General features: G+C 66.9%; 27 protein-coding genes. 17 read left to right on the top strand and 10 right to left on the bottom strand.

Translation table 11 applies throughout. The features are described from left to right. The first annotated feature begins 4 nt into the window (after positions 1–4). The 3 genes from D5084_RS08555 to sucD all read left to right on the top strand — a co-directional run bounded on the left by D5084_RS08555 (position 5) and on the right by sucD (position 3116). Positions 5–943 carry an HpcH/HpaI aldolase/citrate lyase family protein gene (locus D5084_RS08555; protein WP_128515110.1) on the top strand — a complete coding sequence of 313 codons (939 nt, stop codon included), beginning with the start codon at positions 5–7 and terminating at the stop codon, positions 941–943. 91 nt (positions 944–1034) lie between these two features. Beyond that, positions 1035–2207, top strand: coding sequence for a malate--CoA ligase subunit beta (locus tag D5084_RS08550; protein ID WP_128515109.1), 1173 nt, complete (start codon positions 1035–1037; stop codon positions 2205–2207). Positions 2208–2216: 9 nt separating this feature from the next. Next, positions 2217–3116: a succinate--CoA ligase subunit alpha gene (gene sucD, locus D5084_RS08545; protein WP_128515108.1), complete on the top strand. Its 900-nt coding sequence runs from the start codon at positions 2217–2219 to the stop codon at positions 3114–3116. Between the two features lie 43 nt (positions 3117–3159). Here sucD and D5084_RS08540 read toward each other — a convergent pair whose 3' ends face one another. Continuing rightward, positions 3160–3516, bottom strand: coding sequence for a stage II sporulation protein M (locus D5084_RS08540; protein WP_128515107.1), 357 nt, complete (start codon positions 3514–3516; stop codon positions 3160–3162). A 488-nt stretch (positions 3517–4004) separates the two neighbouring features. After that, a complete protein-coding gene (locus D5084_RS08535) occupies positions 4005–4817 on the bottom strand; it encodes a response regulator transcription factor (RefSeq protein WP_128515106.1) in 813 nt (270 codons plus the stop codon). 78 nt (positions 4818–4895) lie between these two features. Here D5084_RS08535 and D5084_RS08530 point away from each other — a divergent pair, with 78 nt between their 5' ends. Genes D5084_RS08530 through D5084_RS08495 form a run of 8 tightly spaced genes read left to right on the top strand, consistent with a single transcriptional unit; the run spans position 4896 to position 13282 of the window. Beyond that, positions 4896–5954: an ABC transporter ATP-binding protein gene (locus tag D5084_RS08530; protein WP_128515105.1), complete on the top strand. Its 1059-nt coding sequence runs from the start codon at positions 4896–4898 to the stop codon at positions 5952–5954. After that, positions 5954–6877 carry an ABC transporter permease gene (locus D5084_RS08525; protein ID WP_128515104.1) on the top strand — a complete coding sequence of 308 codons (924 nt, stop codon included), beginning with the start codon at positions 5954–5956 and terminating at the stop codon, positions 6875–6877. The genes D5084_RS08530 and D5084_RS08525 overlap by 1 nt, the downstream gene beginning before the upstream one ends. Further along, positions 6874–7674 (top strand): ABC transporter permease, encoded by an 801-nt coding sequence (locus D5084_RS08520; protein WP_128515103.1) that lies wholly within the window; start codon positions 6874–6876, stop codon positions 7672–7674. Before D5084_RS08525 ends, D5084_RS08520 begins: the two co-directional genes overlap by 4 nt. 17 nt (positions 7675–7691) lie before the next feature. Continuing rightward, entirely contained in the window at positions 7692–8708 is a 1017-nt protein-coding gene (locus tag D5084_RS08515) for an extracellular solute-binding protein (protein ID WP_128515102.1), read from the top strand. 54 nt (positions 8709–8762) lie between these two features. Continuing rightward, complete coding sequence (locus tag D5084_RS08510; RefSeq protein ID WP_354001217.1) at positions 8763–9521, top strand: nitrilase-related carbon-nitrogen hydrolase; 759 nt, start codon at positions 8763–8765, stop codon at positions 9519–9521. A gap of 3 nt (positions 9522–9524) precedes the next feature. Then, complete coding sequence (locus tag D5084_RS08505) at positions 9525–11618, top strand: oxidoreductase (RefSeq protein WP_128515101.1); 2094 nt, start codon at positions 9525–9527, stop codon at positions 11616–11618. A gap of 13 nt (positions 11619–11631) precedes the next feature. After that, a complete protein-coding gene (locus tag D5084_RS08500; protein WP_128515100.1) occupies positions 11632–12852 on the top strand; it encodes a flavin-containing monooxygenase in 1221 nt (406 codons plus the stop codon). A 10-nt stretch (positions 12853–12862) separates the two neighbouring features. Further along, positions 12863–13282, top strand: a complete 420-nt coding sequence (locus tag D5084_RS08495) for a RidA family protein (protein ID WP_128515099.1) — start codon at positions 12863–12865, stop codon at positions 13280–13282. A gap of 8 nt (positions 13283–13290) precedes the next feature. Here the strand turns inward: D5084_RS08495 and D5084_RS08490 are convergent, their stop codons facing one another. After that, positions 13291–13947: an SOS response-associated peptidase gene (locus D5084_RS08490; protein WP_128515098.1), complete on the bottom strand. Its 657-nt coding sequence runs from the start codon at positions 13945–13947 to the stop codon at positions 13291–13293. Positions 13948–14029: 82 nt separating this feature from the next. On the opposite strand from D5084_RS08490, the gene D5084_RS08485 reads away from it, so the two are divergent. Further along, on the top strand, positions 14030–14629 hold the full coding sequence (locus D5084_RS08485) for a LuxR C-terminal-related transcriptional regulator (protein WP_128515097.1): 600 nt from the start codon (positions 14030–14032) through the stop codon (positions 14627–14629). 3 nt (positions 14630–14632) lie between these two features. Here the strand turns inward: D5084_RS08485 and D5084_RS08480 are convergent, their stop codons facing one another. Next, positions 14633–16132: a bifunctional metallophosphatase/5'-nucleotidase gene (locus tag D5084_RS08480; RefSeq protein WP_128515096.1), complete on the bottom strand. Its 1500-nt coding sequence runs from the start codon at positions 16130–16132 to the stop codon at positions 14633–14635. A 145-nt stretch (positions 16133–16277) separates the two neighbouring features. Between D5084_RS08480 and D5084_RS08475 the strand changes: the two genes are divergently transcribed. Then, complete coding sequence (locus tag D5084_RS08475; RefSeq protein WP_128515095.1) at positions 16278–16616, top strand: DUF952 domain-containing protein; 339 nt, start codon at positions 16278–16280, stop codon at positions 16614–16616. Further along, positions 16610–17674 (top strand): quinone-dependent dihydroorotate dehydrogenase, encoded by a 1065-nt coding sequence (locus tag D5084_RS08470; RefSeq protein ID WP_435532670.1) that lies wholly within the window; start codon positions 16610–16612, stop codon positions 17672–17674. The genes D5084_RS08475 and D5084_RS08470 overlap by 7 nt, the downstream gene beginning before the upstream one ends. Before the next feature lie 102 nt (positions 17675–17776). On the opposite strand, the gene D5084_RS08465 is transcribed toward D5084_RS08470, so the two are convergent. From D5084_RS08465 to D5084_RS08445, 5 genes are all read right to left on the bottom strand, one after another. Then, a complete protein-coding gene (locus D5084_RS08465; RefSeq protein ID WP_128515093.1) occupies positions 17777–18013 on the bottom strand; it encodes an Lrp/AsnC ligand binding domain-containing protein in 237 nt (78 codons plus the stop codon). Between the two features lie 54 nt (positions 18014–18067). After that, positions 18068–19606 (bottom strand): ATP-dependent DNA helicase, encoded by a 1539-nt coding sequence (locus D5084_RS08460; protein ID WP_128515092.1) that lies wholly within the window; start codon positions 19604–19606, stop codon positions 18068–18070. Positions 19607–19646: 40 nt separating this feature from the next. Further along, positions 19647–19856, bottom strand: coding sequence for a hypothetical protein (locus D5084_RS08455; RefSeq protein WP_128515091.1), 210 nt, complete (start codon positions 19854–19856; stop codon positions 19647–19649). A gap of 117 nt (positions 19857–19973) precedes the next feature. Next, positions 19974–21266, bottom strand: coding sequence for a crotonyl-CoA carboxylase/reductase (gene ccrA / locus D5084_RS08450; RefSeq protein ID WP_128515158.1), 1293 nt, complete (start codon positions 21264–21266; stop codon positions 19974–19976). Between the two features lie 106 nt (positions 21267–21372). Beyond that, positions 21373–22731, bottom strand: coding sequence for a 1-acyl-sn-glycerol-3-phosphate acyltransferase (locus D5084_RS08445; RefSeq protein WP_128515090.1), 1359 nt, complete (start codon positions 22729–22731; stop codon positions 21373–21375). A 185-nt stretch (positions 22732–22916) separates the two neighbouring features. Here D5084_RS08445 and D5084_RS08440 point away from each other — a divergent pair, with 185 nt between their 5' ends. The 3 genes from D5084_RS08440 (at position 22917) to D5084_RS08430 (ending at position 25781) form a co-directional block, all read left to right on the top strand. Further along, complete coding sequence (locus tag D5084_RS08440; protein WP_128515089.1) at positions 22917–24872, top strand: methylmalonyl-CoA mutase family protein; 1956 nt, start codon at positions 22917–22919, stop codon at positions 24870–24872. 70 nt (positions 24873–24942) lie between these two features. Then, positions 24943–25338 carry a hypothetical protein gene (locus tag D5084_RS08435; RefSeq protein ID WP_128515088.1) on the top strand — a complete coding sequence of 132 codons (396 nt, stop codon included), beginning with the start codon at positions 24943–24945 and terminating at the stop codon, positions 25336–25338. Further along, positions 25323–25781 (top strand): hypothetical protein, encoded by a 459-nt coding sequence (locus D5084_RS08430; RefSeq protein WP_128515087.1) that lies wholly within the window; start codon positions 25323–25325, stop codon positions 25779–25781. Before D5084_RS08435 ends, D5084_RS08430 begins: the two co-directional genes overlap by 16 nt. Before the next feature lie 7 nt (positions 25782–25788). On the opposite strand, the gene D5084_RS08425 is transcribed toward D5084_RS08430, so the two are convergent. After that, positions 25789–26592 (bottom strand): glycosyltransferase family protein, encoded by an 804-nt coding sequence (locus D5084_RS08425; protein WP_128515086.1) that lies wholly within the window; start codon positions 26590–26592, stop codon positions 25789–25791. Positions 26593–26641 lie beyond the last annotated feature (49 nt).

Raw genomic sequence — 26641 nt, 5'->3', positions numbered from 1 at the left:
GACGATGAGCCATACCCTTTACCCCCTGAAGAAACAGCGCCTGCAGCGGTCGGAACTGGCGGTTCCGGCAAGCAACCCGACGATGATCGACAAGGCCGCCAACGGCCCCGCCGACTATGTCTTCCTTGATCTCGAGGACGCCGTCGCCCCGCCGGAAAAGGAAATCGCCCGCAAGAACGCGATCCAAGCGCTGAACGACATCGACTGGGCCGCGAAGGGCAAGACCGTTTCGGTCCGCATCAACGGGCTTGATACGCATTACATGTATCGCGATGTGGTGGATGTGATGGAACAGGCCGGCAGCCGGGTGCATACGCTGCTCGTGCCCAAGGTCGGCGTGCCGGGCGACCTCTACATGGTCGAGGCCATGGTCAACCAGATCGAGATGGCCAAGGGCTTCTCTACCCGCGTCGGGCTGGAGGCGCTGATCGAAACCGCGCTTGGCATGGCCAATGTCGAGGCCATCGCGCAGTTCGGCGGCCGGCTTGAGGCGCTGCACTTCGGCGTCGCCGACTTCGCCGCCTCGATGCGGGCGCGGACGGTGAACATCGGCGGGCTGAACCCCGATTATCCGGGCGACCAGTGGCACGCCGCCATCGCCCGCATGGTCACCGCCTGCCGCGCCTATGGCCTGCGCCCGATCGACGGGCCGTTCGGTGATTTCTCCGACCCCGAAGGCTACAAGGCGGGTGCGCGCCGCGCGGCAGCGCTGGGGTGCGAGGGGAAATGGGCGATCCACCCGTCGCAGGTGGCCATGGCGAACGAGGTCTTTTCGCCCACCGAGGCCGAAGTGACGAAGGCCCGGCGCATCATCGAGGAACTGCGCGCTGCCGAAGCCCAGGGCAAGGGCGCGGCCAGCCTCGACGGCAAGATGATCGACGCGGCCAGCGAGAAGATGGCCCGGAACGTGCTGGTCGTCGCCGAAGCGATCAGCGCGAAATAGCACCGGCGGGCCATCACGGCCCCCTGCCCGACCAGGGACCTGCAATGCGGGCAGACCGTGACAGGCCCGCCCATGCCTAAGGAGGACGCACATGGACATCCATGAATACCAGGCGAAGGAAATCCTCGGCCGCTTCGGCGTGCCGGTGCCGAAGGGCGGGCTGGCCTACAGCCCCGAACAGGCGGCTTACCGGGCGCGCGAACTCGGCGGCTCGGCCTGGGTCGTGAAGGCCCAGGTTCATGCCGGGGGCCGGGGGGCGGCGGGCGGCGTCAGATTGTGCCGGTCGGTGGACGAGGTCCAGGACTATGCCGCCACCCTTTTCGGCCGCCAGCTGGTGACCAGGCAGACCGACCAGACCGGCAAGGGCGTCTACCGCCTCTGGGTCGAACCGGCCTGCGACATCGCCAGGGAACTTTATCTTGGCTTCGTCCTCGACCGGAAATCCGAGCGGATCATGATCGTCGCCTCCGCCCATGGCGGGATGGAAATCGAGGATCTGGCCGAAACCGACCCGGACTCCTTGCGCCGGATGACCATCGACCCGGCCGCCGGACTGGTGGAATTCCAGGCCCGCGAACTCGCCTTCGGGCTTGGCCTGTCGGGCACGCAGATCACCCAGATGGTGACCATCCTTCAGGCCTGCTACCGCGCCTACCGCGACCTTGACGCGATGATGGTCGAGATCAACCCCCTGGTCATCACCGGGGCGGGCGACCTTCTGGCGGTCGATGCGAAGATGAGCTTCGACACCAAGGCCCTCTTCCGCCGCCCCGAGATCGCCGAACTGCGCGACCGCAGCCAGGAGGACCCGCGTGAATCCACCGCCGGGGACCATGGCCTCGCCTATGTGGGCCTGACCGGGGACATCGGCTGCATCATCAACGGCGCGGGCCTCGCCATGGCCACGATGGACATGATAAAGCTGGCTGGCGGCGAACCTGCCAACTTCCTCGACATCGGCGGCGGCGCCAGCCCCGACCGCGTGGTCCGCGCCTTCCGCACCGTGCTGGCCGACCGCAATGTCAGCGTGATCCTTGTGAACATCTTCGCCGGGATCAACCGCTGCGACTGGGTGGCCGAGGGCGTCGTGAAGGCCTACCGCGAGGTCGGCATGACCATCCCCGTCGTCGTCCGCCTGGCGGGCACCAATGTCGAGGAAGGCAAGGCGATCCTCGAAAGCTCGGGGCTGCCGCTCATCACCGCCGATACTCTGGCCGAGGCCGCCGCCAAGGCCGTGGCCGCCCGTCCGAAACTGGCTGCATAGGAGGACAGCATGGCCATCCTGATCACCGAAAAGACCCGCGTCATCGTCCAGGGCATGTCCGGCCGCATCGGCCAGTTCCATGCCGCCGACATGATACGGCACGGCACCAACGTCGTCGGCGGCGTGACCCCCGGCAAGGGCGGCGAGCGTCTGCTGGATCGCCCGCTGTTCAACACCGTCCGCGAAGCGGTCGAGGCGACCGGAGCCGAAGCCTCGCTTGTCTTCGTGCCCCCACCCTTTGCCGCCGACGCGATCATGGAGGCTGCGGATGCCGGCATCCGCACCGCCGTCTGCGTCACCGACGGCATCCCCGCGCAGGACATGATGCGGGTCAAACGCTTCCTGCGCCGCTATCCGGAAAGCCGCAAGATGCGTCTGATCGGGCCGAACTGCGCGGGCATCATCTCGCCCGGCAAGGGCTTCATGGGGATCATGCCGCCGCACATCTACATGCCGGGCCGCGTCGGCATCATCGGCCGGTCGGGGACGCTGGGCTATGAGGCCGCCTCGCAGATGAAAGAGCTTGGGATCGGCGTCTCGACCAGCGTCGGCATCGGGGGCGATCCGATCAACGGTTCGTCCTTCCGCGACATTCTGGAGCTGTTCCAGCAGGATCCGGAGACCGACGCCGTGATGATGATCGGCGAGATCGGCGGCCCGCAGGAGGCCGAGGCTGCGGCCTGGGCAGCGAAGCACATGACCAAGCCGATCGTGGCCTATATTGCCGGGCTATCGGCCCCCAAGGGCCGGAAGATGGGCCATGCCGGGGCGATCATTTCGGCCTTCGGCGAAAGCGCGCAAGAGAAGGTGGAAATCCTGACCGCCGCCGGCATCACCGTCGCGCCGAACCCTTCGGCGATGGGCGAAACGATGGCGAGGGTCCTGAGCCAGCACCGCGCAGCGGCCTGATAGTACGACGTCCCGGCAACGCGCGCTGCCGGGGCGAGTGCATTCAGATCAGCCCCCTGGAGAGTAACCCGATCAGGATGAATGGCCGGGATCGCCGCAGCGCCTGCGGGGCCGATGCGGTGAAGAACCTGCGCACCGGCCCGCCAAGCCGCGCCTGCGGGACACAGACACACGGATGGGCCCGGGCCGTGAGCGCCTTGGTATAGTCAAGCAGCGCCCGGTCGAGAGAGATTTCCCCGGCAATCGCCAGAGAGGTGGTGGCCCGACGATGGCCGGCCGCCAGATCGCGGGCATCCGCATGGTCCATCCGGCGCCGCCCCGACGTTCGGCCCGGGTGGGCAGCGACCGGAAGCCACCAGTCAGCCTCGCGTTCGGCGCGCAGGCGGGCTGCCGACCGCATCAGAAGGCCGATGCTTCCCGGAATCAGCAGCCTGTCCGTGCGGGATGCGGCACAAGGTGTCGCGCATGGCTCAGCCGGGTTGCAGGATCACGCCGTTCGTCTTCACCGTCCGCGCCAGGGCTGCCGCTGCCGGCGTTGCCGTCAACAGACGGGCGGTCGGGGCGATGTCCGGCACGGCTTCGTCAGGCTGCGGCGGCCTTGCAGCTTGCTGCCGCCTGTCCGGTGCCGGCAAGGCGCCAGTCGGATCATGATATCCGACATCGGTCTGGATGCCGCAATAGCCCGGGATCTCGGATAGGCCTTGCCGGACGGCTGGATTTCCAGAGGTGTAGCGGCCACCTCCTGCGCTCTCGCCCCGAAGGGAAACGGGAAAAGGCACGGAACAAGACACGCATGGTGAAAAGACCACATGCCAGCAGGGCTAGCCGAGCCCGTTCCATCCCTCATCGGCCGGAACGGCAGAACACGCGGATCAACCTTGCAGTGACCTATGGCTTGGTCGGGCTTGTCCGGGCGATATCCAGATGCGGGATCATGAGGGCGAAGAGTTCAGCCTGGGACGAGATCGCGCAGCGTTGGTAGATCTGGCGGCGGAACACCTTTACCGTCAACGGCGAAAGCCCCAGCCGCTGCGCGATCGACGCGGTCGAGTGTCCGCGCAGGATCAACAGCGCGACTTCGCTTTGCCGGGCCGAAAGGACGATGCCCCTGTCCCGCTCCAGCGCCCTGGTCATCCGCGCCACAGCATCCGGCCCTTCCTGCGGCTCGCCAGCAAGATCGGGCCAGTGCTTTTCGGCAAGGGCCACGACGACGGGGGCGATGCGCTGGCAGGTCTCCAGCGCCCGAGGCGAAAATGGCCGGCCGGAACTGCCGTCCCGCGCGATGCACAGCGTCAGCCCGACCCCCGGCCGCGGATACAGAAGGAAGGCCACCTCATCCTGGATCGTGGTCTGCCGGTAGTATTCCTGGAAATACCGGCTGCGGTGAAAGGCGTCGGGCGCGATGTCCAGCAGACGATACGCCCCCGGCGGCGCGCCGGACCGTTGCAGCTCGTAGATCGGATCCAGAAGATAGGCACCGTCCACATAGGTCGTCTCGATCTGCGCAAAGACTCGCTGGTCCTCGGCCTTGTGGAACAGGACCTGCGGCGCACCGCCCCTGGGAAAGGCAAGAATGACCAGATTGTCGGCTTCGGTCGCCTCGACCAGATAGTCGAACAGGGCAGCCGGAAAATCGCCCGTTCCGTTGGCACGGATGGCCGCGGCCAGCTTCTGCTCGACGGAAAAGGGCTCTGATCGCATCGATACCTCTGCGGGGGTATATACAACCCAAAACCGCCGAGCATACCCTTTACCCCCGAATCAAGGGGTATACCAAGGATGCAGACGGCGATCTCGATCCGCCGGGCCGTAAAGCGATACGGCCCCGTGACCGCGCTTCAGGACGTGTCGATGGACATCGCCGACAACGAATTCTTCACGCTCCTCGGCCCCTCGGGCTGCGGCAAGACCACCCTTCTGCGGATGCTGGCCGGGTTCGAGGATGTCACCGAGGGCGAGATCCTCCTCTTCGGCGAAAGGATCGCGTCCCTGCCGCCGGAAAAGCGCCCGGTCAACACGGTCTTCCAGCAATATGCCCTGTTCCCGCACCTGACCGTGCTGGAGAACGTGGCCTTCGGCCTGAAGATGAAGGGCATGGGCCTGGCCGAACGCAACGCCCGAGCGGCGAAGATGCTGGAGCTTGTCCATCTGTCGGGCTTCGCCGACCGCAAGCCCGCGCAACTGTCGGGCGGCCAGCAGCAGCGCGTGGCGCTGGCCCGGGCATTGGCGCCGCAGCCGAAGGTCCTGCTCCTGGACGAGCCGCTGTCGGCACTGGACCTGAAGCTGCGCCAGGCGATGCGGGTGGAACTCAAGGCCCTGCAAGAGGAAACCGGGATCACCTTCATCTTCGTCACCCACGACCAGGAGGAAGCCCTGGCCATGTCCGACCGGATCGCGGTGATGTCGGCGGGCCGGGTCCAGCAGATCGGCACCCCGCGCGAAATCTACGAAGCCCCCGTCAACCGCTTTGTCGCTGACTTCATCGGCGAGACGAACCTGATCGAGGTCGAGGTGGACAGCGTCTCGGACGGTCGTGCGACAGTCACCTTGCCGGGCGGCCACCGGGTGGTCTGCGCAGCCGCCACGAACTCTGGCGGACGCCATGCCCTCTCGATCCGGCCTGAGCGGGTTGCGCTTGCGGCCGATGCGCCAGACCTGCACGCCACCGTCGAACGGGTGATCTACCTTGGCACCGACCTGCACCTCATCACCCGGCTGGATGGGGGTGAGCCGTTCGCGCTCCGCCTGCAGAACGCATCGCGGACGGCCCTGCCGGACCCCGGCGCGCGCATCGGGCTGAAGCTGGAGGAAGGCGCGGCGCGTCTTCTGGCCGACTGATGGCCGGGGCGGCACCCATCCCCGAAACCGGCGGCAGCGACGCGACCTATGCCCGCCTGCGCCGGCCGCTCCTCGCGCCGACCTGGGCGGTGATCGGCACCTTCCTTCTGCTCCCCGTCCTTCTGATGGTCGTCTATTCCTTCCTGACCAAGGAGTTTCGCGGCGGCGTCATCTGGGATTTCACCCTTGCCGCCTACGACCAGTTCTTTTTCGACCGCGGCCTGTTCGGGGACGAACCCGCCCGGATCGAATGGACCTACATCATGATCTTCTGGCGATCGATCTGGCAGGCGGGGCTGGCCACGCTCTTCTGTCTCCTCATCGGCTTTCCGACGGCCTGGTTCATCGCCACAAGGCCGGAAACCTCGCGCCCGGTGTGGCTGTTCCTGATTACCATCCCCTACTGGGTCAACCTCCTGATCCGCACCGTCTCGCTGCGCTTCATCCTGCGCGACCAGGGGCCGATGAACGACGCGCTGATCGGAATGGGCCTGATCGACCAGCCCCTCGCCCTCCTGAACACCAACCTCGCCGTGCAGCTTGGCTTGTTCTACAGCTACCTGCCCTTCATGGTCCTGCCGATCTACGCCGCCGTGGAACGCTACAACTTCGCCCTCTCCGAAGCCGCAGCCGACCTTGGCGCCAACCGCTGGCGCACGCTGGTCGAGGTGGTGCTGCCCGTCGTCCGGCCCGGCATCGTCGCGGGATGCATCCTGGTCTTCGTCCCCGCCCTTGGCGCCTTCCTTGCGCCCGACCTTCTGGGCGGGGCCAAGACCTTCATGATCGGCTCGTTGATCGACGAGCAGTTCCGGGGCAGCCAGGGCAACTGGCCCTTCGGCGCGGCGGTGTCGGTGATCCTGATGACGCTGGTCCTGATCGTCCTGATGATCCAGGCCCGCGCCGCGACGAGGGCCGAGCGATGAAGGGCGTCCGTCACTATCCCGGCTTTCTGGCCATCACCCTTCTCTGCCTTCTGGTCCTCTACCTGCCGCTGACCGTGGTTGCCGTCTATTCCTTCAACGGCTCGACCTCGATCACCAGCTGGGGCGGCTTTTCCTTGCGCTGGTATGCCGATGTCTTCACCGGGCCCGAGGCAGCGCGCTTCGGTCAGGCCGCGTGGAACTCGCTGACCATCGCCATCATCGCCGCGACCGTCTCGACCGTGATCGCCACGGCCGCAGCCCTGGCGATGATCCGCGGCGGCAGGTTCCGGGGCAAGACGGCCAGCTATGCGCTGATCAACCTGCCGCTGCTGGTCCCGGAAATCGTGGTCGCCGTGGCCAGCCTCATCTTCTTCACCACCATCGGGCTGACCACCGGCTACCTGACCATCCTCATCGCCCACATCACCTTCTGCATCCCCTTCGCCTACCTGCCCATCGCGGCCCGGCTGTCGGGGATCGAGGGCTTCTACGAACAGGCCGCCCGCGACCTTTACGCCAGCCCCTGGCAGGCCTTCCGCCTGATCCTTCTGCCGCTGCTCGGCCCCGGCATCCTTTCGGGCTACCTGCTGGCCTTCATCATCAGCCTCGACGACTTCATCATCACCAACTTCGTCAAGGGTGCCGGGATGGAGACCCTGCCCACCGCGATCTTCGGGTCGGTGAAACAGGGGATCAAGCCGAACATCATGGCGATCTCGACCCTGATGCTGGGGGTCTCGGTCCTGTTCGTCAGCCTCAGCTACCTCATCAACCGCAGGGGCCGCCCGGCCCGATAAGCACAGGGAGACACCGCATGAAACGACTTCTGGCCCTCACCACCCTTCTCGCCACCCCGGCCTTCGCTGAAGGGGAACTGAAGGTCTACCACTGGTTCGAATACATCCCGCAGGAACTGGTGGACAAGTTCACCGCCGAGACCGGGATCAAGGTGACAATCGACACCTACGACAGCAACGAGGCGATGCTGGCCTCGCTGAAAGCCGGGAAACTCGGCCAGTACGACGTGGCGGTTCCCGGCGACTACATGGTGGAAATCATGCGCGGCGAAGGCATCCTGGGCGAATTCGCGCCCGAAGAGATGCCGAACTTCGCCAACATCGACCCGCAGTGGCTCGACGTCCCCTTCGACCCCGGCCGCAAGCATTCGATCCCGTACCAGTGGGGCTCCACCGCCTATGCGGTGAACCGCGATGTGTACAAGGGCGACATCGGCTCGCTGTCCATCATCTTCGACCCGCCGGAAGAGCTGAAGGGCAGGATCAACGTCCTCGACAGCCAGGGCGAAGTCCTTGCGCTCGCCTCGCTTTACATGGGTATCCCCCAGTGCAGCAGCGACCGCGCGCAGCTGAAGGCGCTGAACGACATGCTGCTTGCGGCCAAGGAAAACTGGGCCTCGTTCGGATCGGACATCGCCAAGGACGTGCTGGTCTCGGGCGATGCGGCGGCGGGGATGATCTACAACGGCTTTGCCGCCAAGGCCCGGGCCGAAGGTGCCAACGTCGAATACGGCTTTCCCAAGGAAGGCTATGTCGTCTGGATGGACAACGTGGTCCTGCTGAAGGACGCGCCGAACCGCGACAATGCGCTCAAGTTCATGAACTTCCTGCTTGATCCGCAGAACGCGGCTGCCGTGACCAATTACGCCGCCTACAGCCCCGGGGTTCTGGGCGCGACCGAATTCCTGGATGCCGCAATCAAGGATTCGCCGGAAAACAACACGCCGGCGGGCCAGAAGGGCGAATTCATCCAGGCCTGCGATGCCGAAACCCAGGCGATGTACGACGCTATCTGGACCAACCTGAAGAAGTGATTCCCGCACCGCCCTGCCGGGCCGATCCGGCAGGGCCCTTTCCCGAATGGTGACATGATGCGCCTCGCCGTCCTCCAAGCGCCCTCCCCCGGCGGTGACCTTGACGCTGCCTGCGCCGTGATCGAACGCGCGCTCGCCGCTGCCGGTGCCGCAGGCGCCACAGCCCTTGTCGTGCCCGAGGTCTTTCTGCCTGGCTACAACCAGCCCGATGTCGCGGGTCTTGCGCTGCCCGATGACGCCCCGGCGCTGAACCGCCTGCGCGCGGCGGCGGGTCGGTCCGGCTCCGCCCTCGTCCTTGGCTTTGCCGAAGCAGCGGAAGGCGCGATCTGGAATACGGCGCTTTGTATCGGCCCCGATGGGCGCGACCTCGCCCGCTACCGCAAGATCCAGCTCTACGGGCCGCGCGAAAAGGCGATCTACCGGCCCGGCGACCGGCATGTGACCTTCGACCTTGCAGGCCGCAAACTCGCGCTTCTCATCTGCTACGACGTCGAATTCGCCCCCCATGTCGCCTCTCTTGCCGCGCGGGGGGTCGAGGCGATCCTGGTCCCGACCGCCAACATGCAGCCCTTCACCCATGTGGTCCGGCACACCGTCCCGGCCATGGCCGCGAACCACGGCCTCGCCATCGCCTATGCCAACTTCTGCGGCACCGAGGGCGACCTGACCTATGTCGGCGGCAGCCTGATCGCCGGGCCGCATGGCGAGGTGCTGGCCCAGGCGGGCGAACACCCGGCCCTCCTGATCGCCGACATCCCCCCGGTCGATCCGCAGCGGATCAGCACCCAACGGCAGGACTTGAGGACCATCTGACCCATGACCCTGGACAGCCGCTACGACATCCTGTTCGACCCCGTCCGGATCGGGCCGAAGACCGCGAAGAACCGCTTCTATCAGGTCCCGCACTGCAACGGTGGCGGCTACCGCGACCCTTCCGCCGTGGCCGAGATGCGGCGCACCAAGGCCGAGGGCGGATGGGGCGTGATCTTCACCGAACAGACGGAAATCCACCCTTCGTCCGAGATCACCCCCTTCATCGAACAGCACCTGTGGGAGGACAAGGACATCCCCGCCCTCGCCCGCATGGCCGAGGCGATGAAATCCCATGGCGCGCTCGCGGGCATCCAGCTGGCCTATTCCGGGATCAACGGCCCGAACCTCTATTCCCGCGACGTGCCGCTTGCGGTGACCGGCGGGCCGATCCTGACCTTCACCTCCGACCCCGTCCAGGCCCGCACCCTGGACCGCGAGGATATCCGTGACCTGCGCCGCTGGTTCCGCAACGCCTTCCGCCGCGCCCAGACCGCTGGCTTCGACCTGATCTGCCTCTACGGCGCCCACGGCTTCGGCATCTTCCAGCATTTCCTGTCCCGCGCCACCAACCAGCGGACCGACGACTACGGCGGGTCCCTGGAAAACCGCGCCCGCTTCCTCCGCGAAGTGATCGAGGACGCCCGGGAGGAAACCAGGGGCGAACTGGCCATCACCTACCGGATGAGCCTGCATGAAGACGGCCCCTATGGCTTTTCCAACGCCGAGGTCCGCGACTTCGTCGAGATGCACGGCGACCTGCCCGATCTCTGGGACCTCGCCCATGGCACATGGGAGGCCTGCTCGGGCACGTCCCGCTTCAAGGACGAAGGCGCTCAGGAAGACCTCGTGCGCGGGATCAAGGCGCTCACCTCGCGCCCCGTGGTCGGCGTCGGACGCTTCACCAGCGCCGATGCCATGGTGCGGCAGATCCGCTCCGGCATCCTCGATTTCATCGGCGCCGCCCGCCCCTCGATCGCCGACCCCTTCCTGCCGAAGAAGATCGAGGAAGGCCGGATCGCGGACATCCGCGAATGCATCGGCTGCAACATCTGCGTGTCAGGCGACATGACCGGCGCGATCAGCCGCTGCACCCAGAACACCGCCTTCATGGAGGAATGGCGCAAGGGCTGGCACCCGGAACGGCCGCGCCCCAAGGGGCCGTCAACCAGCGTGCTGGTGGTCGGCGCCGGGCCAGCGGGGCTTGAGGCCGCGCTGCAATCCGCCCGGCGCGGCTATCAGGTGACGCTCGCCGAGGCGACGACCACCCTCGGCGGTCGCGTGGCCAGGGAACGCCTCCTCCCCGGCCTTTCCGCCTGGGGCCGGGTCGCCGACTACCGCACCGGCCAGATCGCCCCGATGACCAATCTCGACGTCTATCGCGACAGCCGTCTGACCGCCGATGACGTCCTGGCCATGGGTGCCGAACACGTGGCCATCGCCACCGGGGCCAGCTGGCGGCGGGACACCGTGGCGCGGCTTCACCTGCATCCGATCCCGACCGACCCCGCCATGCCCGTCTTCACCCCCGACGACCTGATGGCGGGCGCCGGCCCCTCGGCCGGGCGCGTGACGATCTACGACGACGACCATTTCTACATGGGCTCGGTCCTGGCCGAGCTTCTGATCTCCCGTGGCTGCACGGTCGATCTGGTCTGCCCTGCGACGAAGATCGCCGAATGGACGACGAACACCCTGGAACAGGGCATCATCATGCGCCGGATGCTGGACATCGGGGTCAACGTCATCGTCAACAAGGCCCCCGAAACCATCGGCGCGGGCGAGGTCACGCTGGCCTGCACCTGGACCGGCCGCACCGAAACCCTGCCCGCCGATGCCGTGGTGATGGTCACTTCGCGCACGCCGCATGATACGCTCTACCAAGACCTCCGCGCCCGGCAGGGCGAGTGGGAAGCCGCCGGGATCCGCTCCGTCAAGCTGATCGGCGACGCCGCAGCCCCCGGCCCCATCGCCTGGGCCACCTACGCCGGCCGCCGCTTTGCCGAGGAGCTGGACCAGCCCGACGACCGCGGCGACACCCCTGCCTTCCGCCGCGAGGTGGCGGCCCTTGACCCCCTTCCCTCCCGCCTGCCCGCCTGAAAGGACCCCGACCATGACCGCCGAACATGTCGATACGCTGGTGATCGGGGCCGGGCAGGCCGGGATCGCCACCTCGGTCCATCTCGGGCGCAAGGGCGTGCCGCACCTCGTCCTTGAACGCCACCAGATCGCCCACCGCTGGCGCGCCGAACGCTGGGACTCGCTGGTCGCCAATGGTCCGGCCTGGCACGACCGCTTTCCCGAGATGGAGTTTGCAACCGACCCCGACGCCTTCCCAGGGAAAGAGGACGTGGCCGACTACCTCCGCGCCTTCGCCCGCAGCAACCGCTGCCCGATCCGGGAAGGGGTGGAGGTGACGCGGCTCACGCATGGACCCGACGGCCTCTTCCACGCCACGACCCCCGCCGGGACGATCACCGCCCGCAATGTGATCTCGGCCACCGGGTCGTTCCAGAAGCCGATGATCCCGCCGCTGGTCCCCGACGACCTCGGCCTGATGCAGATCCATTCCACCCACTACCGCAACCCCGCGCAACTGCCGCCCGGAGGCGTTCTGGTCGTCGGCGGCGGCTCCTCCGGCACCCAGATCGCCGATGAGTTGAACCGCGCCGGCCGCCCGACCTGGCTGTCGCTCGGCCCCCACGACCGCCCGCCCCGCCGCTATCGCGGCAAGGATTTCGTCTGGTGGCTGGGCGCGCTTGGGAAATGGGACCTTGAAGCCCCCTCCCCCGGCACCGAACATGTGACCATCGCCGTCTCGGGCGCCTATGGCGGGCAGACCATCGACTTCCGCCGCCTCGCGGGCGAGGGTCTGCGGCTGCTTGGCCGGACAAGCGCCTGCCAGAACGGCATCCTGACCATCGCCGACGATCTGCTGACCAACATCGCCAACGGCGACCGCTATCTGGCGAGCCTTCTGGACGAATGCGACGCCCATGTCCGTGCCCATGGCCTCGACCTGCCCGAGGACCCCGAAGCCCGCCGGACCTACCCCGATCCCCCCTGCCTGACCGACCCGACCCGGTCGCTGGACCTGAAGGCCGAAGGCATCGGCACGATCATCTGGGCCACGGGCTTTGCCTATGACTACGGCTGGCTCGACCTTCCGGTGCTGACCCCGGAAGGCCGACCCGACCATTCCCGGGGCGTGACGCGCGTTCCGGGCTTCTACTTCGTCGGCCTGCCCTGGCTGACACGGCGCGGCTCCAGTTTCATCTGGGGCTGCTGGAAGGACGGCGAACACATCGCGACCCAGGTCGCAGCCAGAGGATGAGGCAAACCAGATGACCACCCACACCCGCTACCGCAAGTTCAACACCAGGGTGACCTACCCCGAGCAGAACCTCGACAACGACCTCTGCCACCTGGTCGCCACCCGGGGCGGCACCACGCTCTGGTTCCGGGGCGCCTGCCCGCAGGACCTCGACACCTCGGAAAGCCTGATGACCACCGACCCCGCCGCCCAGACGCACAAGGTCATGCAGAACATCAGGCAGCTGATCGAGGAAGCCGGCGGGAAGATGGAGCACCTCGTCAAGCTGGTGGTCTATCTGACCGATGTCCGCCACCGTGAACCCGTCTATCGGGTGATGGGCGAATACATCAGGGGCGTGCATCCCGTCTGCACCGGGCTGACCGTCGTGGCGCTGGCCCGCCCCGAATGGCTGGTGGAAATCGACGCGACCGCCGTCATCCCGGACTGACGGCGCTTTCAGGCCGCGATGGGCTCGATCAACTGCGCCCCGGAGGCGCGGTTGGAATTGACCGCGACGCCCACGCGGTAGGGCTTTGTCATCACCCCTTCGGCGGTGGCCTTCATCAGGACGGCCGCCCCGTGCCCCGCCTCGCCCAGCCACAAGGGCCAGTCCTCGCGCTCCAGGATCACCGGCTCGCGGTGGTGGATCGCTGCCATCCCGGGCCCCGCCTCGGTTGACACGATCGCCACCGTGTCCATGTCACCCCAGCGTTGCCAGACCCCGGCCAGCGCCATCGGCAGACCGTCCGCCCGGGTGAAATACCAGGGCAACCGCGCCTTGTTCTCCCCCTCGCTCCATTCGTAGAACCCGCTGGCCGGAACGATGCAACGCCGCTCGCGGATGGCAGACCTGAAGGCGGGTTTCGTCGCCACCGTATCGGACCGGGCGTTGATGATGAGAGGCCCATCGTTCGGCGCCTTGTACCAGGTCGGGATGAACCCCCAGCGCATCGCCCGCAGACGCCGCACCCCGCCCTCCGAGGTGACCACCGCCACCGTGTTCGTCGGGCAGACGTTGTAATTCGGCACCGGCGGCAGGTCGTTGCCCGGCACGGCATCGAACAGCGCCGCCAAGGCTTCGTTCGGATGGGTTATGGTGAAGCGTCCGCACATGCTCCGAAGATAGGCTCAAGCCGCGCCCCGGCCAAGCCGCTGGGGGAGTGAAATTCGACCCCATCCACGCTAGCCTTGCGCCATGGCCCGCGGACGCCCGCCCCACCCCGACCAGCTCACCCCCGCCGAATGGCGCGTGGTCGAGCTTGTCCGCCACGGCCAGTCCACGGCGGCCATCGCCCGGCTCCTTGGCATCAGCCCCGATGCCGTCAAGGCTCAGGCCCGCGCCGCCCGCGACAAGCTGGGCCTCACCTCGCGCCACGACCTCCGCTATTGGCCCGGCATCCGCGCCGGGTCCGCCCGCCAACACTCCGAAGGGATCGCCATGCCCCTGCTCTCGCAAATCGCCCGCCGAGTCGAAAACCTGGACCGCGCCCGCACTTTCTGGCGCGACACGCTGCAGATCCCCGAGCTCTACGCCTTTCCCGGCCTCGCCTTCTTCGACCTTGGCGGCACTCGGCTCATGCTCCGCGAAACCGGCGCGCGGGACGAAGCCGACATCCTTTACCTCTCCACTCCCGACATCGCCACGGCCCATGCCAGCCTCATGGCAAAGGGCGCCGAGATGACCGGCGCCCCGCACATGATCCACAGGCACCCGGACGGGGCCGAAGAATGGATGGCCTTCTTCAAGGACGACGAAAGCCGCGACCTAGCCTTGCACAGCGTGGTGCGGCCTTGATCCCTACTGCCCCAGCTTCCTGATCCGGCCCTCGACCGCGACCTTCACGCTGCCCAGCTTCTCGACATAGGCCATCACGTCATTGGCAACCAGCTGCCCGGTTGGCCCATCCGTGACGATCCGCCCGCCGCCCAGCGCCGCATAACCGTCGCCGCCGCCCAGGATGTAATCGTTCACCGCCACCTTGTACAGCTTGTCCGCCTCCAGAGGCGCGCCGCCCACCATCACCTCGCTGACCCGCGACCCCGCCGGGGCCGAGGCATCGAAGGCAAAGGTCAGGCCGGAAACCTGCGGGAACCGTCCCGAGCCCTTCTCGACCTGGCTGACCCCGTTCTCCAGCGCCAGCAACACCTGCGACCCCGGCAGTTCCGTCACCACCGTGACATTGCCGAAGGGCAGTTCCGTCAGGATGTCGCGCCGCGTCAGCTTTCGGCCCGCCTCATAGGTCGTGTCACCGCGGATGCCGCCGCCGTTCATGATCGCGATGTCGGCCCCCGTCGCATCCCGCATCGCATCAGCGATCAGGTTGCCCATCGTCGCCTCCTCGCCCCGCACCACGTTGCGGCGGCTGTCCAGCGGCGCCTCGACCGTGCCGATCTCGACGTTCAGTGTCTCGTCCATCTGCGCCCGCAAGGCATCTGCCATCGCCACCGAGTCCGGGTCCGGCGTCACCGTGGCCGTGTCGATGAAGCGGAAAGCGGGCACCCAGCTGATCGACCGCTTGCCATCCTCGGCCACCTTGATCTCGACCGTCAGGTCAACCGGAGACAGGAACTGCCCGTCGATGCTTGTCTCCACATAGGCCGTCCGCCCGTCATAGGCCGTGGCATAGGAATGGTCGTCCCCCGACAGGATCACATCGAAAGCCCCGCTCGCCATCAGCGCGCGGTCGTTCTCCATGTTGGTCTGCACCACGCCGACGACAAGGTCGGCGCCCTCGTCCCGCGCCGCCTTGGCCGCTGCGACCCCGGTTTCCACCGTCGGCAGGAACTTCAGGCTGCCCGTGGACGACACTTCGGGCGAGGTATCCTGCGCCACCGGGATCAGCGCGACCTTCAGGCCGGCAACCTCTTTCACCATCACCCCGCCCAGGCCTTCGATCGCCGACCCGTCGCCATTGGTGATGTTGATCGCCGCCCAGGGGTATTTCGACGCCTTCATCTTCTCCATGAAATTCTCGGGCCCGAAGTCGAACTCGTGGTTCCCCGGCACAGCCAGATCGAAGGGCACCAGGTTGGTGAAGTCGATGGTGTTCTGCCCCTTGTCGAACCCCGAGGCGAGCGAGGGCGACAGCATGTCCCCGTTGAACAGGTACAGCGTGTTCGGGTTGGCCGCGCGCTCGGCCTTGGCCACCGCGTTCAAACGGGCAAAGCCGCCGCGCCCGTCCTCTTCCTCGAAGTTGTAGACGTCGCCCACGCCCAGAAGCGTCAGCTTGACCGTCTCCGCCCCGGCAGGTCCGGCAACCAGCGCCGCAAGGATGGCTAGCCTCGAAAACCGTTTCATTGGAACTCTCCCCGTGATTGAACCGCCACGCCCCAACTTGCGCCTGACATGACGCGGCTGTCAAACTGATCGCCCGAAATCGTGACAGACAGGTGATGATGGGCATCCCATTGCCAGCCGCGTCAACCTTCGCTATTCGGCCAGCATGCTGATCCTCAAGATCTTCCGCCGCCCCGAATGGGATGCGTTCAAGGCCGCCGGGGAAACCCTTGGCGCGCCGGTCGATCTTGCCGACGGCTATATCCATTTCTCCACCCCCGCCCAGGTCGCCGAGACCGCGGCGAAGTGGTTCGCCACCGAAAGCGATCTGGTCCTTGTGGCCTTCGACCCCGACCGGCTGGGGCCGGCGCTGAAATGGGAACCCTCGCGGGGCGGCCAGCTCTTCCCGCATCTCTACCGCCCCCTGCGGCTGGATGAGGTCGTCTGGGACAAGTCCCTTCCCCTTGGTGCGACCGGTCACATCTTCCCCGAGGGGCTATGGTGACAGCGATCGAGCGTCTCAGCCTTGCCGCGCTGCACCGTCTGGACCCCGAGCGCGCGCATGGACTGTCGCTCCTCGCCCTGCGGATGGGCCTTGCACCGCTGCCTGGCCCCGTGGACCTGCCGCGCCTGCATGTCACCCTTGCCGGTCTGCCGCTGCTCAATCCGGTCGGTCTGGCCGCCGGCTATGACAAGAACGCGCAGGCCATCGCCGCCCTGTCCCGCGCGGGGTTCGGCTTTCTGGAAGTCGGCGCCGCGACGCCGCTGCCGCAGCCAGGCAACGACCGCCCGCGCCTCTTCCGGCTGACCGAGGACCGTGCGGCGATCAACCGCTTCGGCTTCAACAACCACGGCATGCAGGCGATCGGCGCCCGACTTGCCGCCCGCACCCGGGGCCCGGTTCCGGTCGGTCTGAACCTGGGCGCCAACAAGACCTCGGACAACCGCGCCGCCGACTTCGCCAAGGTCCTGGCTCACTGCGGCCCTCATGTCGACTTTGCCACCGTCAACGTCAGCTCTCCCAACACCGAGGGCCTGCGCAACCTGCAAGGCCGGACCTTGCTGGCCGGGCTCCTGGCCCAGGTGATGGAGGCGCGGCTCCGGCTTGCCCGGCCGATCCCGGTCTTTCTGAAGATCGCCCCGGATCTTTCGACCGGCGAACTGGAGGATATCGTCGATGTGGCCCTTGCCGCCAAGGTGGCCGGGATCATCGCAACCAACACCACCTTGCAGCGAGAAGGTTTGAAATCTGCAAATCGTGGCGAAATCGGCGGCCTTTCCGGTGCGCCGTTGTTCGAAAAGTCCACGCGAGTGCTGGCGCGGCTGTCGCAACTCACCCATGGCCTCCTGCCCTTGATCGGGGTCGGAGGCGTCGGGTCGGCGGAACAGGCCTATGAAAAGATCCGCGCCGGGGCGACGGCTGTGCAGCTGTATACGGCGATGGTCTATCAGGGCATCTCGATGGTCCCGAAGGTCGCCACCGGCCTCGACGCGCTCCTCGCGCGTGACGGCTACGCCAATGTCTCGCTTGCCGTGGGAACCGGCCGCGCCGCCTGGCTTTGACCTGCCCAACGGGATTTGCTCTTTTCCCAAATACTCCGGGGTCCGGGGTGGAACCCCGGTCGGTGTCACCTATCCGAACGTCTTGCCCGATCTCGAAGCCGATCAGAACGCCTTGAACGTCATCGTTGTCAGCGTCCGCTGGATGCCGGGGATGTCGAACAGCTTCGACGACAGATAATGCCCGACATCCTGATCGTCGGGGATGTAGACCTTGGCGATCAGGTCGTAGTCGCCGCTGGTCGAATAAAGCTCGCTGACCACTTCCCGGTCCCAGATCGCATTGGCGACCGCATAGGTCATGCCGGGCGTGCAGCGGAACTGGACGAATACCAATGCCATCGGGGCCTCCTGTCTTGCGTCGAATCTAGCCCGCCGCGCGGCGAAGGGAAAGCCTCACTCGGCCTGATCCAGCGCCAGGAGAGAGGGCTCGCGCCGCAGGTCGTCTACCGTCAATGGCCCCGAAGGCCGCGCCAGACGGTTCCGCACCACCCAGTATAGCCGCGTCTGCGCCCGGGTGATGGCCACATAGGCAAGCCGCTTCCACAAGGGCACCCCTGCCTCGGACCGCCCGGACTGTGCCGCCGCATAAAGGTCGGGCGCGAAGACCTGGACCTCGTCCCACTGGCTGCCTTGCGCCTTGTGGATCGTCACCGCCGCGCCGTGCAGGAAGGTCGCGCCCATCCGCGCGGCGTGCGGGATGAAGGGCTCTTCCTCGTCAGGCTTCTCGATCTTGATGATGCTTGCCGCCGATAACTGCGGCTCCTCTGCCCCCACCACGTGCAGCCTGGCAAACCCCTCGCGATTGCCTTCGCCCAGGTAGATCACCTGCGCGCCCTTAATCAGGCCCCGCGCCTCGAGGTCGATCCGTTTCTTGCGGTGCTTGAGGGGCAGCTCGATCCCGTCGCAGATCAGCGGCTCGCCCGGTAAAAGCGCATCCTCGGGCGCGCCGAAGGCGCCCCGGAAGGCCTGGATCAGCCGCACCCGCGTCGCGTTGCGCCAGACCAGGACGGGGGACCGCGCCATCAGCCCGGACTCGACCCGCTCGGCCCAGACCACCCGGTCGTCGTCCCGCGCCTTCTCCTGCACCAGCGCCTCGAAGTCCTCGAACCCCAGCCGGTCATCGCCCAGCGCATGGGCCAGGTCCAGGATCGGGTTGTCCTGCGTCTGCCGATGGATGCGGTGGAGGATCAGCTTCTGGCCCTCGGACAGCTTGTCGAACACCATCTCGCCGGACTGCCCGACAGGGGCCAGCTGCGCGGGATCGCCGAACAGGACCAGCGTCGGAAAGATTTCCCGCAGGTCCTCGAACTGGCGTTCGTCCAGCATCGAGGATTCGTCGACGAAGCCCACGTCCAGCGGCTCCTCCCGCCGCTTCCAGCCCTTGATGAAATCGCTGCCCTTCAGCCCCGCCGCCGCCAGCGCGCCGGGAATCGAGGCCACCTGGCTGTAGAACGCCTGCGCCCGGTCAAGCGCCAGATCGGTCAGCCCCGCAATCGCCAGGTTGCCCGCCGCCGGCCGCGAGCCTGTCCCCGCCAGCCATTCGGCGATCTTCTCGTATTCCGGGTCATAGACCGGAGTGTAAAGGATCCGGTGGATCGTCGTCGCCGGCACCCCTCGCAGCCGCAGCACCGACGCCGCCTTGTTCGTCGGTGCAAGGATCGCCAGCGTCCGCCGGTCCTTGCGCTTGCGCCCTTCATAATCGCCCGAGATCACCTCGACGCCGGCCGCCTTCAGCCCGCGATACAGCTCGGCCAGCAGCATCGTCTTGCCCGATCCCGCCTTGCCGACAACCGCCAGAACACTGGTCCGACCCTCGGCCAGCGGGGTCAGACTGCCCTCGGTCAGGTCGATGCCGGCCCCCAGAAACCCTGCGGTCAGGCGATCATAGGCCTCGGCCTGGTCGTCGGAAAAGATCAGCGCGGGGGCCTGCATGACGGCAATCCTAGCGCCAGTCGCGGCCGGGCGTAAGGCGTCAATGCGTCTGCCGGTTCGTCCCGCGCACCGTTTTCGGCGCCCCGTCCGCTGGCCCGTCCGTCGGATCGCAGGGACCGTCCAGCGCCGCAATCTCTTCGCGCGCCACTTCCAACGCCTCTGCGACCTGTTCCGCCAGTCGGGGCAGCCCGTTCAATGTCGCGTAGGACAGCATGTCCTGCAACACATCGAAGACCCATTCGTGATGCATCAATCCCCCGGCCGCCAGCGCTCGCCCCCTGCGCGGCCCGTTACGAAGGCGCGCAGGACCAGGCCAGTAAAGCACAGTTCGAAGGTCGAGGGGTGAATAGGTAGTTAAAGGTTGACTCTAATTCAAGCGACTCGCCTCCAGCGTGTCCTCGAAGGTGCGCAGGCCGGTCCGTGGCGCCTGCACCAGCACCGCCATGTTGCCCGGCTTGTGCTGGTTCTTCCACATCAGCATATGCGCCTTGGGGATGTCGGCCCAGGGGAAGACCTCGGACATGCAGGGGTCCAGCCGCCGCTCGATCATCAGCTTGTTGGCCGAGGACGCCTGCTTCAGATGCGCGAAGTGGCTGCCTTGCAGGCGTTTCTGGTGCATCCACATGTAGCGCACGTCGAAGGTGCAGTTGAACCCGCTGGTGCCTGCGCAGATCACCACCATGCCGCCCTTCTTGCAGACGAGGCTCGAGACCGGGAAAGTCGCCTCGCCCGGATGCTCGAACACCATGTCGACGTTCACGCCCTTGCCGGTGATGTCCCAGATCGCCTTGCCGAAGCGCCGCGCCTCCTTCAGCCACTCGTTGTATTCGGGGCTGTTGACCTTGGGCAGCTGCCCCCAGCATTTGAACTCGTTGCGATTGATGACACCCTTTGCGCCCAGGCCCAGCACGAAATCGCGCTTCGATTCGTCGCTGATGACCCCGATCGCATTGGCCCCCGCCGTGTTGATCAGCTGGATCGCATAGGACCCGAGGCCGCCCGAGGCGCCCCAGACCAGCACGTTCTGCCCCGGTTTCAGATCATGTGGCTCATGCCCGAACAGCATCCGGTAGGCGGTGGCCAGCGTCAGCGTGTAGCAGGCCGATTCCTCCCAGGTCAGATGCTTCGGGCGCGGCATCAGCTGCTGGGCCTGCACCCGGGTGAACTGGGCGAAGCTGCCGTCCGGCGTCTCGTAGCCCCAGATCCGCTGGCTGGGGCTGAACATCGGGTCGCCGCCGTTGCATTCCTCGTCGTCGCCGTCGTCCTGGTTGCAGTGGATCACCACCTCGTCGCCGACCTTCCAGCGCTTGACCTTGTCTCCCACCGCCCAGACGATCCCCGCCGCGTCCGACCCCGCGATGTGATAGGCCGCCTTGTGCCCGTCGAACGGGCTGATCGGCTGGCCCAGGCCCGCCCAGACCCCGTTGTAGTTGACGCCCGCCGCCATCACCATGACCAGCACTTCATGGCTGTCGATCTTCCAGGTATCCACCACCTCGACCTGGAACGACTGGTCAGGGGCCCCGTGCCGCTCGCGCCGGATCGCCCAGGCATACATCTTGGCCGGCACATGGCCCAGGGGCGGCATCTCACCCAGCTCGTAAAGGTCCTTCTTCGGCGCGTCGTAGATCACAGCAGCGTTTTGCGTATCCAAAGCCAACATAGCCTCCAACCTTATGCCGCGCCGCAGAATCGCCGCGCCCTTGGCAGCAGGTAAACTTCCTGCGCGCAATTTTGCAATAGTCTTAACGGCCTATCTTGAAATTTTATGTCTGCGGCGTTGCAGCAAGATCGGTTTCCGGCACCGATGCCGCGTAGAATGCCAGCAAGGCACGCTCGGAAGCCACCGGCTGCAAGGCCGCGTCGACCACGCCGCGCCGGATCAGCGGCTGAAGACCCTCTTCCAGCACGACTGCCGGGCCCTGCGGTGGCAGTCTCAGAACGGCCCCCGCAGCCTGCAACCGCCGGGTCAGGGCCTCTACCCGGGCCAGCAGCTCGTCGCGGCTCGCCGCACCCTCGCCCAGCGCCTTGGCGACAAGGGGGACAGGCAGAACCGGCACGACGGAGGCAATCGAGGACATAAGCCGCTCACCCAAAGTATCGACGGTCCCGCCGCCTGCCAGATGCTCACGCAGGCTGACCGGCGCGCCGAACCCCGCCGCGGCCGTCCCGAACCCCTTCGTCCGGCCCCGGAACCGCGCCCACAGGAACCCGATCGCGTGCCAGGCGACCCAGAGAGGCCGGTTGCGGAACCGCCGCGTCTCCGACCGCGCCGCCTCGATCAGCACCCGGTCCTCCAGCACCCGGTCATAGGCCAGGCCCACCGGGACAAAGACCACATCGCGGTCCCCCGGCTCCCAGCCCTCCACGATATAGCTCAGCAGCCCCAGCTTTGCCGGCCCCACGCGCCCGTCCAGCGACAGCCCGCCTTCGGGGAAGATCGCCTGCGTCGTCCCCTCCTCGGTCGCCATCTGCACATAGCGCGCCAGCACGCGGCGATACAAAGCGTTCCGGCTGCCGCGCCGGATGAAATAGGCCCCCATCGACCGGATCAGCGCCGACAGGGGCCAGACCCGCGCCCATTCGCCCACCGCGTAACTGATGGCCGACCGGTCCGAGACCAGCCAGGTCACCAGCACATAGTCCATGTTGCTGCGATGGTTCATCACGAAGATCACCGTCGCCTTCGGGTCGATGGTCTGAAGCGCCTGATCCACCTTGCCGACCCGCACCCGGAACAGCAGCCGACTCAGCCATTTCGCCGCCCGAGTGCCAAAGCCGAAGTAGACCGTCGCCGAAAAGCCCGGCACGATCTCGCGGGCATAGCGCCGGGCCTCCTCGAAGGCGACTTCCCCCGGCACGCCCGTCTCGGCCGCATGGGCCATTGCGGCCTCGACCACCTTCTGGTCATAGGCCAGCCGCGCCACCATGTCCGCCCGCCGGGCCAGCTTGAACAGGTCGATCTTGCGGTCCAGCCGCGCGTTCAGCTGCGACAGCGCCTTCTCTGCCCGCCGCCGGAAGAACCAGCGCACGCTGGGGAACAGGAAATGCGTGGCAAAGCTGATCGCGGCAAACCCCAGGATCAGAACCAGCAACCAGACGGGAACCGCAACCGTGCCGAACATCGGCAAAGCCTGCCCCAAACCGGCCCCCGCGTCGATGACTTCGTCACGCCTCGGCCCCGTCCCGCGACGAGACGCCGAAGGCGGACGAGGAGCATCGCCGCAGCGCAGCGATTGACAACGGCATGATCTTTCCCATATTCCATCCTTGACGCAATAAAATTACCGACGCGACTCGCGAGGCTCCGATGACCGCAGAAAAACCCTGGCTCTTCCGCACCTATGCCGGCCATTCCACCGCCGCGGCCTCGAACGCGCTGTATCGCACCAACCTCGCCAAGGGTCAGACCGGCCTCTCGGTGGCCTTCGACCTGCCGACCCAGACCGGCTATGACAGCGACGACCCCCGCGCGCGGGGCGAGGTCGGCAAGGTCGGCGTGCCCGTCGCCCATCTCGGCGACATGCGCGCGCTGTTCGCGGACATCCCGCTCGAACAGATGAACACCTCGATGACGATCAACGCCACCGCCCCCTGGCTTCTGGCGCTCTACATCGCCGTGGCCGAGGAACAGGGCGCGGACGTGTCCAGACTCCAGGGCACGGTGCAGAACGACATCATCAAGGAATACCTCTCCCGCGGCACCTACATCCTGCCGCCCGAGCCCTCGCTCCGCCTCATCACCGATGTCGCGGCCTACACCGGCAGACACTTGCCGAAGTGGAACCCGATGAACGTCTGTTCCTACCACCTGCAAGAGGCCGGGGCCACGCCGGAACAGGAACTGGCCTTCGCGCTGGCCACCGCCTGCGCGGTGCTGGATGATCTGAAAGTGAAAGTCCCGGCGGCAGATTTCCCGGCAATGGCGGGCAGAATGTCGTTTTTTGTCAATGCCGGCATCCGCTTCGTGACCGAGCTGTGCAAGATGCGCGCCTTCACCGCGCTTTGGGACGAGCTGCTGGAATCCCGCTACGGCATCGCCGACCCGAAGTTCCGCCGCTTCCGCTATGGGGTGCAGGTCAACTCTCTCGGCCTGACCGAACAGCAGCCGGAAAACAACGTCTACCGCATCCTGCTGGAAATGCTGGCCGTCACGCTCTCGAAGAACGCCCGCGCCCGCGCCGTCCAGCTGCCCGCCTGGAACGAGGCGCTGGGCCTGCCCCGCCCCTGGGATCAGCAATGGTCGCTGCGCATGCAGCAGATCCTGGCCTACGAGACCGACCTGCTGGAATATGACGACCTCTTCGACGGCAACCCCGCGATCGAGCGCAAAGTCAACGAACTGAAGGCCGGGGCTCTGGAAGAACTCGCCCGTATCGACGCGATGGGTGGGGCCGTCGCCGCCATCGCCTACATGAAGGGCCGCCTGGTCGAAGCGAACGCCGAACGTCTCGCCCGCATCGAATCCGGCGCGACCACCGTGGTCGGCGTCAACCGCTTCACCACCACCGAACCATCCCCCCTCGCCACCGGCGAAGGCGCGATCATGCAGGCCGACCCGCAGGCCGAGGCCGACCAATGCGCCCGCCTGGCCGCCTGGCGCGAAGCCCGTGACCCGCAGAAGGTCGCCGAAGCCCTCGCCGCCCTCCGCCAGGCCGCGCAATCGGGCGAGAACATCATGCCCGCCTCGATCCTCTGCGCCAGGGCCGGGGTCACAACCGGCGAATGGGGCGGGGCGATGCGCGCGCTTTACGGCGAATACCGCGCGCCCACCGGCGTCAGCCGGAACCCGTCCAACCGGACCGAGGGCCTTGAACCCGTCCGCGACGCCGTCGCCGCCGTGGCCACCAAACTCGGCCGCCCCCTTCGCCTCCTCCTCGGCAAGCCCGGCCTCGACGGTCATTCCAACGGGGCCGAGCAGATCGCCGCCCGCGCCCGCGACTGCGGGATCGAGATCACCTATGACGGCATCCGCCTGACCCCGCAGGAAATCGTCGCCGCCGCCGCCGAGAAACAGCCCGACGTGATCGGCCTGTCGATCCTGTCCGGCAGCCACATCCCCCTGATCCGCGAAACGCTCGACCTCATGCGCCAGCACGGCCTGACCCAACCGCTCGTCGTCGGCGGCATCATCCCCGACGATGATGCCAGGACGCTCAAGGCGATGGGCGTCGCCCAGGTCTACACGCCCAAGGACTTCCAGCTGAACCGGATCATGCTGGACCTCGTGGCCCTGGCCGATCCTGCCAAGGTCGCCGCCGAATAGGGTTTTCCTGCCTTTCGCACCGGTTTGCCGCGCCCTACCAAGGGCGCGTCTGCAACCGAAAGGCCCCTCCATGCGCGTCGCGCTTGCCCTGATCCTCCTCGCCTCTCCCGCCCTTGCGCAGGACCCACCGCCCGAAGTCGCCGCCATCGTCGAAGAGGCCAAGGGCATCTGCGACGGCACCTTCACCGCCGCCCCCGAAGCCATTACGCCAGTGGACCTGAATGGCGACGGCACGCTCGACTGGGTCGTCGACAGCGGGGCGTTCCGGTGCTCGACCTCGACCAGCCTCTACTGCGGCACCGCCGGCTGCGGCGTCGATACTGTCATCGACGGCACCCGCGGCTCGCTCCTGCTGCACTCCTGGGACACCGTGACCGAAGGTGGCATCACCTATCTCATCGCCCCGAACGACCGGGGCGAAACCGTCCGCTTCCTCTGGACCGGCAGCGAATGGCAGTTGCAATGAGGATCCGCGCCGCCCTGCTTCTGGCGCTGGCCAGCCCCGCGGCCGCGCAGGACCGTCCCCAGGCGCTCCAATCGCTGCTCGACTACCACCAGGCCGCCTGTTCCGCGCAGGGCGGCACGCTCAGCCTCCCCGACGACGCCGTCTTGCCGGCTTTCCTCCTCGGCCCCGAGGACCCCGCATTGATCCTCGACTCGGGCAAACTCTCCTGCTCGACCGCCCCGCGCATGTTCACCGCCGAGGGCATCGGGCGCGAGATCAACGTCTTCGTGGGCGAAGCGCAGCACAGCCTCGTCGTCCTCGACTGGTCGCTGATCCCGGACGACGACCGGCAGCTTCTTCAGGTCACCATCGCGGGCGAACTGCTCAACAGGCCCGAGCCCGGCACCTTCCGCATGACCTGGGACCCGGCGACGCAGTCGCTGACGACGATCCCGGAAAGCTGATCCCGACTCACCCGGCATCGGGCGGCACTTCGGCCTTGCGCCAGACCGAAGCGCCGTTCTCGTACAGCTTGACCAGCCCCACATCCGCCCGCGCCTGGCGCCCGATGTCCGCCACCAGCTCTCGGCGCGTGCTGCCGCGCAGGAACATGCATCGCCTGGGCAGCGCATGGGCCTCCAGCTCCGGGTTGATCTGCCGGTAGAACTGCTTTTCCGGGTCCAGCCCCGGCCGCATCCGCCGCGCCGCCTCGCGCAGGAACGCGCCGTCGAACACCCCGGGCGAGGTGGAAAAGGCGTTCACCAGAACATCCTCGACGATCCGCCGCCCCTTCCTGACCACCCGGCGCGCGGTCTGGTGGCGCAGCCCCCGCGTATGCTTGGTCACGCACATGAAGGTCACCGCCCCGACATCCGGCTCGAACAGAGGCTCGATCCTTTCCGGCCCGAACGGCTCCAGCGCGATCCAGTCGTCCTCCAGATGCAACACGCGCGGCGCTGTTGTCGCCTCCCAGGTCCGCTTCACCGCCGAGGCGAAATCGGGCGTCGCCGGCCGGAAGATCAGCGCCTCCGGGAAATGCCGCCGGATCAGCGCCTCGCAGCGGTCGCCTTCGGCATCGTCGCCCATGAATCGGTCGATATTTGCGATCAGGCGGCGGATCGGGAAGTTCGGAAAGACGTCGCGCGAAAACGACTCCAGCGTCCGCGCCAGCAGCGCCTCGCGGTGACCGGCAATCAGCGTCACGTCATAGTCCAAGCCCGGCCCCCGTCCGTTGCCCCCGGCCCCCGAATACCGCGCCAGATCGCGGCTGGCCAACCGATTTGCTTGTCTGCGCCTGCGCGACGCTTCATAGCATGTCGTCACA

This window comes from Tabrizicola thermarum (assembly GCF_003574395.1).
GTDB classification, from domain to species: Bacteria; Pseudomonadota; Alphaproteobacteria; order Rhodobacterales; family Rhodobacteraceae; genus Tabrizicola; species Tabrizicola thermarum.
This window is presented reverse-complemented; position numbering and strand designations above follow the sequence as displayed.

Coding starts and splice junctions, on each gene's coding strand:
- D5084_RS08520 (WP_128515103.1), top strand. CDS start 6,874: ATGAAGGGCGTCCGTCACTATCCCGGCTTTCTGGCCATCACCCTTCTC.
- D5084_RS08445 (WP_128515090.1), bottom strand. CDS start 22,731: ATGTTCGGCACGGTTGCGGTTCCCGTCTGGTTGCTGGTTCTGATCCTG.
- D5084_RS08470 (WP_435532670.1), top strand. CDS start 16,610: ATGGTGACAGCGATCGAGCGTCTCAGCCTTGCCGCGCTGCACCGTCTG.
- D5084_RS08555 (WP_128515110.1), top strand. CDS start 5: ATGAGCCATACCCTTTACCCCCTGAAGAAACAGCGCCTGCAGCGGTCG.
- D5084_RS08485 (WP_128515097.1), top strand. CDS start 14,030: ATGGCCCGCGGACGCCCGCCCCACCCCGACCAGCTCACCCCCGCCGAA.
- D5084_RS08480 (WP_128515096.1), bottom strand. CDS start 16,132: ATGAAACGGTTTTCGAGGCTAGCCATCCTTGCGGCGCTGGTTGCCGGA.
- D5084_RS08465 (WP_128515093.1), bottom strand. CDS start 18,013: ATGGCATTGGTATTCGTCCAGTTCCGCTGCACGCCCGGCATGACCTAT.
- D5084_RS08435 (WP_128515088.1), top strand. CDS start 24,943: ATGCGCGTCGCGCTTGCCCTGATCCTCCTCGCCTCTCCCGCCCTTGCG.
- D5084_RS08550 (WP_128515109.1), top strand. CDS start 1,035: ATGGACATCCATGAATACCAGGCGAAGGAAATCCTCGGCCGCTTCGGC.
- D5084_RS08500 (WP_128515100.1), top strand. CDS start 11,632: ATGACCGCCGAACATGTCGATACGCTGGTGATCGGGGCCGGGCAGGCC.
- D5084_RS08490 (WP_128515098.1), bottom strand. CDS start 13,947: ATGTGCGGACGCTTCACCATAACCCATCCGAACGAAGCCTTGGCGGCG.
- D5084_RS08515 (WP_128515102.1), top strand. CDS start 7,692: ATGAAACGACTTCTGGCCCTCACCACCCTTCTCGCCACCCCGGCCTTC.
- D5084_RS08495 (WP_128515099.1), top strand. CDS start 12,863: ATGACCACCCACACCCGCTACCGCAAGTTCAACACCAGGGTGACCTAC.
- D5084_RS08475 (WP_128515095.1), top strand. CDS start 16,278: ATGCTGATCCTCAAGATCTTCCGCCGCCCCGAATGGGATGCGTTCAAG.
- D5084_RS08510 (WP_354001217.1), top strand. CDS start 8,763: ATGATGCGCCTCGCCGTCCTCCAAGCGCCCTCCCCCGGCGGTGACCTT.
- D5084_RS08505 (WP_128515101.1), top strand. CDS start 9,525: ATGACCCTGGACAGCCGCTACGACATCCTGTTCGACCCCGTCCGGATC.
- D5084_RS08540 (WP_128515107.1), bottom strand. CDS start 3,516: ATGCGGTCGGCAGCCCGCCTGCGCGCCGAACGCGAGGCTGACTGGTGG.
- D5084_RS08440 (WP_128515089.1), top strand. CDS start 22,917: ATGACCGCAGAAAAACCCTGGCTCTTCCGCACCTATGCCGGCCATTCC.
- D5084_RS08525 (WP_128515104.1), top strand. CDS start 5,954: ATGGCCGGGGCGGCACCCATCCCCGAAACCGGCGGCAGCGACGCGACC.
- D5084_RS08530 (WP_128515105.1), top strand. CDS start 4,896: ATGCAGACGGCGATCTCGATCCGCCGGGCCGTAAAGCGATACGGCCCC.
- D5084_RS08460 (WP_128515092.1), bottom strand. CDS start 19,606: ATGCAGGCCCCCGCGCTGATCTTTTCCGACGACCAGGCCGAGGCCTAT.
- D5084_RS08430 (WP_128515087.1), top strand. CDS start 25,323: ATGGCAGTTGCAATGAGGATCCGCGCCGCCCTGCTTCTGGCGCTGGCC.
- D5084_RS08535 (WP_128515106.1), bottom strand. CDS start 4,817: ATGCGATCAGAGCCCTTTTCCGTCGAGCAGAAGCTGGCCGCGGCCATC.
- D5084_RS08455 (WP_128515091.1), bottom strand. CDS start 19,856: ATGCATCACGAATGGGTCTTCGATGTGTTGCAGGACATGCTGTCCTAC.
- sucD (WP_128515108.1), top strand. CDS start 2,217: ATGGCCATCCTGATCACCGAAAAGACCCGCGTCATCGTCCAGGGCATG.